The sequence below is a fragment of the Wohlfahrtiimonas populi genome, from assembly GCF_002006795.1.
Taxonomy (GTDB): Bacteria; Pseudomonadota; Gammaproteobacteria; order Cardiobacteriales; family Wohlfahrtiimonadaceae; genus Wohlfahrtiimonas; species Wohlfahrtiimonas populi.
Genome location: NZ_MVDN01000017.1, coordinates 23,947 through 36,327 on the forward strand (window position 1 = coordinate 23,947; position 12,381 = coordinate 36,327).

14 protein-coding genes and 1 tRNA gene are annotated in these 12,381 nt (G+C 36.2%); 8 read left to right on the forward strand and 7 right to left on the reverse strand.

Translation table 11 applies throughout. The features are described from left to right. Positions 1 to 50: 50 nt before the first annotated feature. Genes BZK16_RS12975 through BZK16_RS12995 form a run of 5 tightly spaced genes read right to left on the reverse strand, consistent with a single transcriptional unit; the run spans position 51 to position 4,653 of the window. Positions 51 to 275 carry a SlyX family protein gene (locus tag BZK16_RS12975; RefSeq protein ID WP_233145303.1) on the reverse strand — a complete coding sequence of 75 codons (225 nt, stop codon included), beginning with the start codon at positions 273 to 275 and terminating at the stop codon, positions 51 to 53. Continuing rightward, positions 262 to 2,316, reverse strand: coding sequence for a transglutaminase family protein (locus BZK16_RS12980; protein ID WP_077929314.1), 2,055 nt, complete (start codon positions 2,314 to 2,316; stop codon positions 262 to 264). The genes BZK16_RS12975 and BZK16_RS12980 overlap by 14 nt, the downstream gene beginning before the upstream one ends. A gap of 1 nt (position 2,317) precedes the next feature. Then, a complete protein-coding gene (locus BZK16_RS12985; RefSeq protein ID WP_077929315.1) occupies positions 2,318 to 3,265 on the reverse strand; it encodes a DUF58 domain-containing protein in 948 nt (315 codons plus the stop codon). A gap of 7 nt (positions 3,266 to 3,272) precedes the next feature. Continuing rightward, positions 3,273 to 4,193, reverse strand: coding sequence for an AAA family ATPase (locus BZK16_RS12990; protein ID WP_077929316.1), 921 nt, complete (start codon positions 4,191 to 4,193; stop codon positions 3,273 to 3,275). Positions 4,194 to 4,209: 16 nt separating this feature from the next. After that, positions 4,210 to 4,653 (reverse strand): copper resistance protein NlpE N-terminal domain-containing protein, encoded by a 444-nt coding sequence (locus BZK16_RS12995; RefSeq protein WP_077929317.1) that lies wholly within the window; start codon positions 4,651 to 4,653, stop codon positions 4,210 to 4,212. A gap of 116 nt (positions 4,654 to 4,769) precedes the next feature. Between BZK16_RS12995 and BZK16_RS13000 the strand changes: the two genes are divergently transcribed. Next, on the forward strand, positions 4,770 to 5,528 hold the full coding sequence (locus BZK16_RS13000) for a methyltransferase domain-containing protein (RefSeq protein WP_077929318.1): 759 nt from the start codon (positions 4,770 to 4,772) through the stop codon (positions 5,526 to 5,528). Continuing rightward, positions 5,525 to 6,622: an A/G-specific adenine glycosylase gene (mutY, locus tag BZK16_RS13005; protein WP_077929319.1), complete on the forward strand. Its 1,098-nt coding sequence runs from the start codon at positions 5,525 to 5,527 to the stop codon at positions 6,620 to 6,622. Before BZK16_RS13000 ends, mutY begins: the two co-directional genes overlap by 4 nt. On the opposite strand, the gene BZK16_RS13010 is transcribed toward mutY, so the two are convergent. Together BZK16_RS13010 and folE are read right to left on the reverse strand one after the other, a co-directional pair. After that, the gene (locus BZK16_RS13010; RefSeq protein ID WP_077929320.1) at positions 6,623 to 7,177 is read right to left on the reverse strand and encodes a hypothetical protein; all 555 of its coding nucleotides are present in this window, start codon (positions 7,175 to 7,177) and stop codon (positions 6,623 to 6,625) included. A gap of 75 nt (positions 7,178 to 7,252) precedes the next feature. After that, entirely contained in the window at positions 7,253 to 7,801 is a 549-nt protein-coding gene (folE, locus tag BZK16_RS13015; RefSeq protein ID WP_077929321.1) for a GTP cyclohydrolase I FolE, read from the reverse strand. A 129-nt stretch (positions 7,802 to 7,930) separates the two neighbouring features. On the opposite strand from folE, the gene BZK16_RS13020 reads away from it, so the two are divergent. The 6 genes from BZK16_RS13020 to BZK16_RS13045 all read left to right on the forward strand — a co-directional run. Next, complete coding sequence (locus BZK16_RS13020) at positions 7,931 to 8,797, forward strand: YicC/YloC family endoribonuclease (RefSeq protein ID WP_077929322.1); 867 nt, start codon at positions 7,931 to 7,933, stop codon at positions 8,795 to 8,797. A 71-nt stretch (positions 8,798 to 8,868) separates the two neighbouring features. Continuing rightward, a complete protein-coding gene (locus BZK16_RS13025) occupies positions 8,869 to 9,855 on the forward strand; it encodes an MBL fold metallo-hydrolase (protein ID WP_077929323.1) in 987 nt (328 codons plus the stop codon). Positions 9,856 to 9,879: 24 nt separating this feature from the next. Then, positions 9,880 to 9,956: transfer RNA gene (locus BZK16_RS13030), tRNA-Arg, on the forward strand. A gap of 207 nt (positions 9,957 to 10,163) precedes the next feature. Continuing rightward, positions 10,164 to 11,327: a tyrosine-type recombinase/integrase gene (locus BZK16_RS13035; protein WP_269845029.1), complete on the forward strand. Its 1,164-nt coding sequence runs from the start codon at positions 10,164 to 10,166 to the stop codon at positions 11,325 to 11,327. A 113-nt stretch (positions 11,328 to 11,440) separates the two neighbouring features. Further along, complete coding sequence (locus tag BZK16_RS13040; RefSeq protein WP_077929325.1) at positions 11,441 to 11,923, forward strand: acyltransferase family protein; 483 nt, start codon at positions 11,441 to 11,443, stop codon at positions 11,921 to 11,923. Further along, on the forward strand, positions 11,866 to 12,381 hold a 516-nt coding region (locus BZK16_RS13045; RefSeq protein WP_143691186.1), incomplete at its 3' end, for an acyltransferase family protein. The genes BZK16_RS13040 and BZK16_RS13045, both read left to right, overlap by 58 nt.

Genomic DNA, 12,381 nt, shown 5'->3' on the forward strand with positions numbered 1-12,381 from the left:
AAAACTTGATCACATTAAAAATAATCTTCAATTCAGTGTTATTGAGCTCATTAATAATGTGGTGGACGCTCATTGGCAAGAGAAATCTGTGAATCCTCTGCTTGTATTGCAATTTTAGTTGAGAGTTTAGATAACTCTGTTTTGAGATTTTCGATCTGCTGTTGTTGATCGATCAAACATTGATTCAAGGTTTCTATCGTTAACTCATGAAAAGCTTCTCGCTGTTCTAATTCATCCACTCTAGCTTTTAACAAAGCCATTTCATTTTCTAACATTTTTTCCCTTTAACAATTTTTGTACTGCAAATAATCCTTCCTTCACATCTTTCGTTGATGCATTCGAAGCATTGGGTTGATACCAATATTTTACCAAAGCATCTGCCATATTTTGAACTTTTTCTTGATCATTCGCTGGCAAATATTTTATTAAAGCTTCTGATAATTCCACAGGTGCTGTACTCACAGATAACTGTAAACCATATACTTTATTCGATAATTCAATCACTCTAAAATATTCATGGTTTGCGTTAAAAAATAGTCTTCGCCAAGGCTTAAAGAAAATAATCGCTTGTACAAAAACAAATGAGAATAACAAACCTATGGAAATTTTCACTAATGTAAATACACTAATAAAATCAATGTTGAACAATGACTTCAATAATGACTGTTGCGATGAACTTTGATAGTTCAATACCATTTTAGTCCAACTGTAATCAATTCTATCTTTCAGCGCTGAAAATGACGATGACAAACGATCCCATGCTGATGAACTCCCCATCCCTGTCAATTCTCCAATCAAGTCATCAATACCCAAATCAATACGGTTAGGAGAAACTGCTGTGGTCGGATCTACTCGAATCCAGCCATTTTGATCATCCCAATATTCCACCCAAGCGTGAGCATCTTTGCCACGAACTTCAATCAAATTACGATTGCGATCAATTGAGCCACCCAAATAACCAATCACAACACGGCTTGGGATATTAGCTTTACGCAACATAAATGCTGTTGCACTTGCATAATGCTCACAAAATCCCAATTTTGCATCAAACATAAATTGATCAATACTATCTCGACCTTGCAATAATCCTGGTTGCATTGTGTATTGAAAGCCATCTTGTTTAAAGTGTTGCAATAATCTATTCACAAACTCTGTTTTTGATGGATCATCGGCTAACATTGTCTCTACTAACTCTGTAGTTTTCGGATTGTTATCAGTAACTTGTAAGAACTGTTGAATATCACCTTCTCCGGCTTTACCATCTGCTCGATTTAATAACGTTACACTAGGCAAGTACGTTGCAGAATATTGAATCTTACTTTCGATCGGTCGATCATATTCAAAACGGAAATCACTGTAAGAAACGATAGGATTATGTCTTGCATTAGGATTATCATCCATTTGAGAAATATCTAATGTCGCCAAATATTTTTGAAAGCTCGGATCAAAAATCACACTATACTTCTGTTCTCCAACTCTGCTTTTCACTTGATAACGTGGTGGGAAAAACATTTGAGATGTTTGTGATTGATGCCAGGCACGTCCATCAAACTGATCCAGGGTTAAACTGCGCCAGTATAAATCTTTAGTTTGAGGCACAGTTTGTGTAAATTCAGCCCATAAAATATGCTTTTCACTATTGGCTAATTCAGCAATGCTCCCGGGTTCCATTTTATTAGAAACACCTGTTTGCGCCTGCGTTTGTTCTCCATCAGTTTTATTCATATTGGGCAACATAGATGGAAATCTAGGGAAAATCACAAACAATATCGCCATCAAAGGTAAAGATAATCCCATAATTTTCACAGCATTCCACAACAAAGCTTTTTTAGAATATAGACTATAACCCAATTGCTGTAAGCCAATAATCGCTGCGATTAATGTTGTAAAAATCACCAGTGAAAAAATGAAAAGATAGGCTGAATTTTCAAATAAATAAGTGGAAGCTAAAGCAATTAACCCAATACAACCTAAGATATAACCATCTCGTACTGTTTTGGCTTCCACAAATTTCAAGCCATAAATCGCCATAAAGAGGATCGTACAACCTTCAGTGTTGAGGAAATTCCCTTTTGTGACAAATAGAATGCCCAATATTGATGCAATGATTGCAAACTTCACAATCCCATTAGGATAGCCAATCTTCATGCGGAAAATTTGTATCCGCCAAACAAAGCAAATTGCAAATATCACTGCAACCCAAGGTGGAAGGAAGATAAATAGCTGTGGCACAATGGTCAAAACAAAAGCGATGCTGAACCATAAAATACTGCTTCGCGTCAGATCTCTTTGTGAAATACTCTGCAAATTAGCCATTTCAAGTCCTATATAAAGCCAAAGCTTCTAAACATTTTTTGGTATGAATATCGGTCGAATCAGGACCAATACTTTCATTGCCTAGCACAATCCCAAAGCGCTGATTATTTTTCGATAATTCCAAAACCCAATAACACATTTGTGATAAACGTGTTTCTAAATCGCCTGTAAAATCATGCTCATTCAACCAAATTTCTTTGGACGCTTGCTCTGTAAAGGTTTTTACCAATAAGCCATTGCCTTTCGCATAAGCTTTCCAGTCAATTCTAGAAATTGCATCGCCTGCTTCATAGCTTTTTAATTCATCGAAATTATCAACGCCACGTTTCTTAGATGCACTATTTTCTAGATAATCACTATCTTCATTATCAGCAGGACTATGATATTGTAATTCAGAAGCCAACGGCCTTGGATAACACAATGTAGTTTGATCTAAATCCACATAGCTCCAAGCTCTAAAAATTCCTAAAGGATATGTAGTTTCCACAGTGAATCTTGGCAAACGAACTCGACCACGTTGTGTTTCAGGCACAAAGAGATATGTTGTATTGCTTGCTTTAGCGGCACAATCCACAAAATTATTGGAATCTTTGGTGGATAGCCACAAACTATGATGCGCTTTGCCTAAACTTTCAATGGTAATGCCAAATGTTGCTTCATCTGATGCAAAAATGGGCTGGCTTCCAGCATTACGTAAATGTAGCTGATCCAAGTTGCGCCAAGTTAAAATCATTGTGGACACAAAAATAGAAATGAGCCAAAACAGCATGATATAAACTAATGAGTTCTCAAAATTCATAGCCATAATGAATAGCACAAAGCACATGCCGATATAGATGAATCCAAACTTCGTTGGAAAAATAAATATCTGTTTTCTATTGAGCGTCACTCGACTGCTTCTAGGGATTCGTTGATTGATTCGCTCTTTGAAAGACTTTAGCTTAAACATAGGCGAATTATTGAATCGCTGGGATATTCTGCAATAACCAATAAGCTAAATCACGGCTGTGATTGGCTTGTTGCCCTATTTGACGTAAACGATGTTCTAGAACGCTTGGTAATACAGCTTTAATATCTTCGGGGATAATATAATCGCGCCCTGAAATAAATGCATAAGCTTTCGCACCTTTCAATAAAGCTAAACTGCCACGCGGAGAAATTCCCATCGTGAATTTTTCTTCTGAGCGCGTTGCTTCCACAATACGCAAAATATATGCCAACAAAGCATCAGATGCATGAATTTTATCAACAGCATTTTGCATCAATGTTAACTCTTCTTTCGTTAACATTGCAGGTAAGCTTGTAATTTTATCTCGATTCGTTTCCCCTTTGAGAATTTTCAATTCCGCATCCACAGAAGGATAACCTAAGGAGATCGCCATCAAGAATCGATCCATTTGAGAATCAGGCAATGGATATGTTCCACTGCCTGATGTATTAGGGTTTTGCGTTGCAATCACAAAGAAATGTTCTGGCAAACGATATGTTTTTCGTCCAATGGAAACTTGTCGTTCCTCCATGGCTTCTAATAATGCACTTTGGCTTTTAGGCGTTGTGCGGTTGATTTCGTCTGCCAATAATACTTCTGTAAAAATTGGACCATGATGCAATAGGAATTTTTTACTCTCTACATCAAAAACTTCACCACCAATAATATCTCCAGGCAACAAGTCTGATGTAAATTGAATACGTTGATAGGATAAACCCAATACTTTAGCCAAACTATGCGCAAGCGTAGTTTTGCCCATCCCAGGCAAATCTTCTAATAATAAATGCCCTTTTGCTAACAAACATGCCAAGCTTAGTGTTACTTGTTCTTCTTTGCCTAAGATGACACTGTTCAACACAGCTCTAATTTTTAGTATTTTATTATGCATATCGTCTTTGAATGAATTAAATTTTTCGGATTGCCTTTTTGAATTTTGGTTCAGATGTAATTTCTGAATAACTGGCAACTGGTTTAGACAACAATACTACTTCATTTTCAGCCACAAAGAAATGCATATTACGTGCATTCAAAAGACGAATGATAGGTGCGTTTTTATCCCAAGTATATTTACCTTGGAAAACCACTGGGTTGCCAACTGGCCCGCCATTTTTAACGTTTTGTTCAATATATCGATATTGACCATATTGATTCAACTGCAATCTTGCCATTGTATAATCACAATCAGTACAAGGAATTTGCGCGTTATATGTGCCAGTATAATCTAGACTCGTTTGTGCTATTTCACTTGCTTTTGTATCTACAGGTGGATCTGTTTTTTTCGGTATTGTACTCATACAACCTGATAAAAACAGCGAAGTTATTGTCGCTGCAATCAACATTTTCTTCATAACTCTCTCCAATTATTGATTCATGTTACATGAGAGGTATTGTATCTCAAAATATTTAATCATTTGACTTTATTTAAGCAAGTAACCTATGATCTTTTTATTTTTAATTTCACATTATGAATTCCACGCGTTTTAACGCTTTAAGCAGCCATTTTCAAGATAAAATTTACGCTTCATTTAAAGGTAAATTGCGCCTTGCAATTTTGAAACGTGATTTTGAAAATTGCAAGCTAATCCAATCAGGTAATAAAACATTGGATATTGGTGCTGGCCAAGGTCAATTTGCAAGCTATTTAGCGAGCCAAGCACATTGCATGACTTTATTAGAATCTTCTGAAAATATGTTGGATCTCGCAAAAGATAGATTTGCCCAACATGGTTACAATGGCACATTCATACATGATGAATTACAAAATATTCCGAAAATCATTGATGAAAAATATGATCTCGTTACAGCACATGCAGTGATCGAATGGTTAGAAAACCCTAAAGATATCATTCCGATTTTAAAACATGTCACCCATGCTGATTCTACTGTTTCCCTGCTATTTTATAACCTCAATGGCTTGATTTATCACAATCTGATTCGTGGTAATTATCGTTATATCCAAAAAAATAATTTCCGTGGTGAAGCTGGCGGATTGACGCCAATTTCTCCTGTAAATCCTGAGAATTTAGAAAAAGCGTTGAATGATCATGGCTTTAAGATCATTCATAAAAGTGGCATTCGCACTTATTATGATTATATGACGAAAGAGAACAAACAAAAGATCACTGAAGAAGAGCACATTGAAATGGAAATGCAATGCTCTACTCAACTACAATTCATCCTCAATGCCCGTTACTTACACTGGTTAATTAAGCCATCATCATGAATCAATTTTTAGCACAGCCTCAAGGCGAAACATTTAAGCTCTTTTATACAAAACTCATGCAATGGTTCGATGATCATGGCCGTCATGATTTGCCTTGGAAACCACAAGAAAAATATACAGAAGCACAAAATATTTATCATATTTGGTTATCTGAAATCATGCTCCAACAAACTCAAGTTGTGACTGTGATACCCTACTTTTTTAATTTTATTGAGAAATTTCCAACTGCAACGGATTTAGCCAATGCGGATCAAGAAACAGTTTTAAAAGCATGGGAAGGCTTAGGCTATTATGCTCGTGCCCGTAATTTGCATGCAGGCGCTAAAATCATTCGAGATGAGTTTAATGGTGAAATCCCATTGAATTATCAAGATATTCAAAATATCAAAGGTGTTGGCAGAACAACAGCTGCGGCAATCATCAGCCAAGGCATCAGCCGCCCTTTTGCAATTTTGGATGGCAATGTTAAACGTGTCATGGCTCGTGTTACTGGTGCAATGCACCCTGAAAAACAATTAGAAAAAGCATTATTACCTTTTGCTTATTTAATGGCAGCACAAAATCGCCCTGATGATTACACGCAAGCCATTATGGATTTTGGTGCTACGATTTGTAGTAAAAGCCCTAAATGTGATCAATGCTTTTGGCAAGATCACTGCATCACTCATCAACATCAGAAAATGGATCAAATTCCTGCCAAAAAAGTGAAACTCATCAAAAAGGATATTGAGTTATATCCTGTGATCATTCAAAATCAGCATGGTGAATTGGTATTTCATCAACGCATACAAGAATCTATTTGGCATAATTTGTATGAATTTCCACATTTAGATTCACATTTGGATGAACTGGAAAATTTATTTAATATTGATAATGCCAAAGTGTTGAATATTCAAGAATTACCCAGCTTCAAGCATATTTTGACACACATTAATTATGAGGTTCACCCGATAGTTATCCAAGTGGTATCTTATGAAGACACTTTGCAATTCAATGATCAAGTTTATACTTGGGTGAATGCTGAAATCTATAGTGCTTATGCTAAAACTAAGCCAACAAATGATCTACTCAATATTATTCATATTCAAAGCTAATTACATCATCGTTGACCAAAATTCTTGATCCTGTGTATTTGTTAGTTGATTAATTTCAGCTAGCAAATCCTTATGATTCTCGGTTTTTCTCAATAAAAATACATTACCCAATGCAATCATAAATTGATTGAAATTTTGTGCTATCACTTGCGCATCATCTATGTTCATATCAGATGTCAAAGTACTGATCATGCCATTCGATAAATCTAAGAAAAATGTGTAAGGATCTGTCACTGCTATAATTAGCTTATGGTGCTCTTTGTAACAATTATCATTTCCATCATTGAGATTAATTAAATGCTGCAAGTAACTCAGCTGATGATTACAGCCAAATTGTACATTACAAATAGATAAGTCACTGAAATTATATGCCAATAGCCATTGACTAAAATCACTAGGAATACCCATCAAAACAGATGCTTCAAAATCGATAATGTCCTGAGTTTTTAAATAACTTGGCAACAAACGATAACCAAACATGTCCATTTCAGCTTCTAAAGGAATGAATAACTCATCCAATCCTTCTTTTATTTCTGATAAATTCAGTAGTTTCATATGATTTGCCTTTAGCTAATAAAAAAGCCGCTTAAAACTAAGTGGCTTTCAAATACATTACGATGAATCATTCGCTTATTTCAAGAAGCTTAAAAACTCTGCGCGAGTTGCAGGATTATTTCTAAATGCGCCTAACATTGCAGAAGTCACCATGTGAGAGTTTTGTTTTTCAACACCGCGCATCATCATGCACATGTGTTTTGCTTCGATTACAACAGCAACACCGTTAGCATTTGTCACTTCTTGAATTGCTTTAGCGATTTCTGATGTCAAAGATTCTTGAATTTGTAAACGGCGTGCAAACATATCAACGATGCGCGCAATTTTTGATAAACCTAAAACTTTACCATTTGGCATATATGCAACATGCGCTTTACCAATGAATGGCAACATGTGATGTTCGCACAGTGAATATAATTCAATATCCTTCACTAAAACCATTTCGTTGCTATCTGATGTAAAAATCGCGCCGCCCACAACTTCTTCTAAGGTTTGTTCATAACCACGACACAAATATTTCATTGCCTTCGCAGCACGTTTTGGCGTATCCACCAAGCCTTCACGCTCAGGATCTTCACCAACTTCAGTTAGGATTGCACGATAATTCTTTTCTAAATCAGACATGACACTCAACTCAAAGAGACTAATAAAGTCTCGAAGTCTACTAGGAATTACCCATTTTTTCAACGATATTCACCTAATTATAAAAACAGCGTTATAATTGCGTTTTGTTTATATAAATTAAGGAAAAACATGATCTCTTCAATGACAGGTTTCGCAAGAGAAACTGTAGCAACAGAATTCGGTGTACTATCCATTGAGTTGCGTAGCATCAACCACCGTTATTTGGAGACATATTTCAAGTTGCCTGAAATTTTACGCCCATTTGAAGCTAATTTGCGTGACTTAGCACAAAATCAAATCAAACGTGGCAAAGTGGAAATCATGTTCCGTTTAGAATCATCTGGCACTGAAAGCGAAGAGTTAGTTTTCAATGATGATTTAGCAAAAAAAGTGATTAAATTATATCGCCATGCGAATGAATTATTGGGCACATCCAATGCATTATCCCCTTCTGAATTGATGCGTTTTCCTAATATGTTGGTCGCAACAACGCCAGATCCTGAGCAATTGGAAGCAATCACATTAAAAACGTTCAATACAGCTTTGAAATCATTGATTCAGAATCGCCAATCAGAAGGCGCACGTATCAATGCTGTGATCGAAGATCGTTTAACAAAAATTGAAGCATTAACAAAAGAAGCACAAGCACTTCGCCCTGAAGCTGCTAAACGCTTGCGTGATAAATTAACTCAACGTTTACAAGAACTGCAAGTGGAAGTGGATCAACAACGCTTAGAACAAGAATTAGTATTTGCGATTCAGAAATTAGACATTGATGAAGAAACTGATCGTTTAGCATCACATGTAGCAGCGATGCGCGAAGCATTACAACGCAATGATGCCATCGGCCGCCGCTTAGACTTTTTAACACAAGAATTTAACCGCGAAGCCAATACATTAGGTTCTAAATCACAAGATGCTCAATTAACAGCAATCGCTGTTGAATTAAAAGTGTTGATCGAACAGATTCGTGAGCAGATTCAAAATATCGAATAAACCATTTTTTTAAGCCCTGTTTTCAGGGCTTTATCATAATTAATATCTAAATCTAAAAGAGTTCAGAGACATTGTTCTATAAAAATCCCTATTACGATCCTCATAAATCACATCATACGCCACGTGGTTTTCAAAACCCTGAACCTTTGCACATTCCTTTAATGCGTGTTGCAAAGTGGCTACAAGAACGCTGGACAAGTAAAACTTCCCGTTTACCTGAAGGCGGCTATGAGCAATTTATTCAAGATTGGATGGTGAAAGCTGATTTCTCTCATGAAGGTGATTATGTCAATTGGCTAGGACATTGTTCTCTGTATTTTAATTTAGGTAATATCGGCTTATTAACTGATCCTGCATTTTCTGATCGCGCATCCTTTCTCAATTGGGTTGGGCCAATGCGCCAAACGCCAACACCAATTCAAATTGAAGAGATTCCAACATTACAATATGTTTTAATTTCACATGAACACTATGATCATTTGGATTATGCAACCATTGTGCAGTTGAATCTGCACTTCCCTAACCTCGCATTTATTGTGCCATTGGGATTAGAACGTTGGTTTCATAAAAAAGGCATCACACAAGTGATCGCACTAGATTGGTGGGAGCAATATATCATCAATGATGAACTCACGATTACAGCAACGCCCGCACAACATTGGAGCAATCGCCACCCTTTTGCTCGCAATCGTAATTTATGGTGCGGTTATATGATCACGCATAAAAATAAAAACCATTACTTTGCAGGTGATACAGCATACGCAGAGAATCTATTAGAAATTGGTGAGCGCTTTAAAATTGATTATGGTTATATGCCAATTGGTTGCTATGCGCCAGAATGGTTTATGGGCTATCAACACATTTCACCAAAAGATTCTGTGCGCTTGCATCATGAATTAGGCATCCAACACTCCATCGGCGTACATTGGGGTGTTTTTGAATTGGGTGATGAACGATTTGATGATACGCCAATCCAAGTAGAAAATGCGATTGCCCAATATGATAATCCACCAATATTCAAAGTTGTGCCTATTAATACAACTATGAAATTAGAGTGATTTTTGCTATGCTAGCACGCTTTAGCGCTTGTAGCTCAGTTGGATAGAGTACCAGTTTCCGAAACTGGGGGCCAGTGGTTCGATCCCACTCAGGCGCGCCAATTAAGTTATAATTAGTTATATTTAAAAATAAATAACAATAGCAAAAAGCAGTATTTCTAACATAAATAAGCAAATAACTAATAGTTATAAATAGATTTAAATGTTTTAAAATAGAAGTAAATGGAAGTATAATTGGAGTATCAAACATTCTAAAACGGACTTTTTACTTCTATTATGGCAAAAATCATTCCTCCTCTTACTTCTAGATTAAAGAAGCGAAGCCTAAGCCTAGAGCTTACAAGCTTTTTGATGGCAACGGATTAATACTTGCTGTTTACCCTACTGGGAAAAAAGTATGGCGTTTAGATTACTATGATCTAAATAGAAAAAGAAAAACATACACCATTGGCGATGCTCAATATATTTCATTGGCTGATGCACGAAAAAAACGAGATGAGTTAAAAGGCAATCTGAAAAATGATCAAAGCATTTCAAAAAAAGATGCGATTACATTTGGTGTTGTATTTTATGAGTGGTTTGAAAAGTGGAAGCTGCTTGTTGTACCAACAACTGCAAAACGAGCATTATCAGCAGTAGAAAAAGACTGTTTTCCTGTCTTGCAAAACCTAGAAATATCCAAGATACGACCGCGAGACATCGTGCTAGCACTTGATCCTCTTGATAAACGATGCTCATACGAAACGCTTAAAAAAGTTAAATCATCATTAAAGCTATGTTTTGATTATGCCATTGCTCGTGGGCTGTGTGAAATGAATCCTGTAATGATGGTAACACGTGAGGCATTTAAACGCCCTCAGTCATCTCAACATAGATCACTAGATATCCGAGAGGTTTATCAAATAGTCGATTTTATTGGCACCACAAATTGCACGCCATCAACAAAATATTGCATTGAATTTATATTAAGGAATATTTCACGTGTACAAGAGGCAGCACAAGCAACTTGGAGTGAAATTGATACAGAAAAGTGGATTTGGACTATTCCAGCTAAACGTATGAAAATGAGAAGAGAGCATGTTATTCCTCTTTCTTGTCAATCAATGTTGATACTCAAAAAGCAGAAAGAAGAATATCCTGATTCAAAATACATTTTTGCAAGCGAAGGTCCGAATGGTCATATCAACAAAGAAACGCCACGTATTGCATTAAACAAAGCAGGCATTGATACAACAATTCATGGCTTCAGACATTTAGCGTCAACAATCCTAAATGAAACGCTTTTATTTAAACCTGATGTGATTGAAGTTGCATTAGCTCATGTTGGGAAAGATCAAATAAGAGCAACATACAACAATGCTCAATACACTGAAAAACGTAGAGAGATGATGCAATGGTGGTCTGATTTCATAGACATGTGCGACACTGAACGCAACAACCTAAAAGCATTGAAGAAGTTTAATATAATTTAGACAACAAAAAAGAGCCATCATTTCTGATGATCACACCCTTAAACTGCTCGATTTCCAATTGACACAAACTACATACCTGATACCATCTCATTAATTTTATTTAGACATCATTTATGAACCAATATAGACCTGATATCGATGGGCTACGAGCAATCTCAGTATTGCTTGTATTATTTTTTCACGCCAACATTTTTGGCATATCTTCTGGCTTTATTGGTGTTGATATATTCTTCGTCATTTCTGGCTATTTAATCACATCTGGTATTCAGAACAATTTAGAGAAAAATAAATTTTCTTTTGTTGAGTTCTTTAAGCGTAGATTATGGAGGCTTCAGCCTGTTTTTATTGCATTACTTTTAGTAACTGCATTGATGACAACCGCCACTTATTTGCCTGATGACTACTTAAGATATACTGAATCAGCACAATTTGCGACCCAGATCAGAGCTAATCAGTATTTTTCAGGTTTAGAAACTGGCTATTTTGCTCAAGATTCAGGGCTGATGCCTCTATTGCATACCTGGTCATTATCTATCGAATGGCAATGGTATTTGCTTTTGCCATTTTTAATGTTTTTTTCTACACTGTTAAAATAAAAAAGATTATATATTGGGCTATTCCGCTTTTAATCATTGCCATTATTATTCCCTTTTATTTTATAGAAGATCGTAATTCGTCTGCTTATTACTATAGTTTTAGTGCTCGAATATTTGAAATGTTGATAGGATCATGCTTAGCTGGTGTTGGTTCCAAAGGCTTGGATAAAATACCAACTCACATTAGATCCTTTGTTGGTTTAATTTGCTTAGCTGTTATTGGATATATCGCTTTTTCAAACCAGGTAATCAGCCTATATCCTAACTGGTATGCTGTTGCTATTTGCGCGTCCGCTGCTCTGCTCATTTATATTGGGCAAGAAAAAAACCTAGTTAGCAAACTTTTATCATTCAAACCACTCGTATTTATTGGCGTTCTGTCATACTCAATCTATATTTGGCACTGGCCTGTTTTTGCATTTGTTCGTAATTTAGGGTTAAAAGAAACTGCCCTTGTG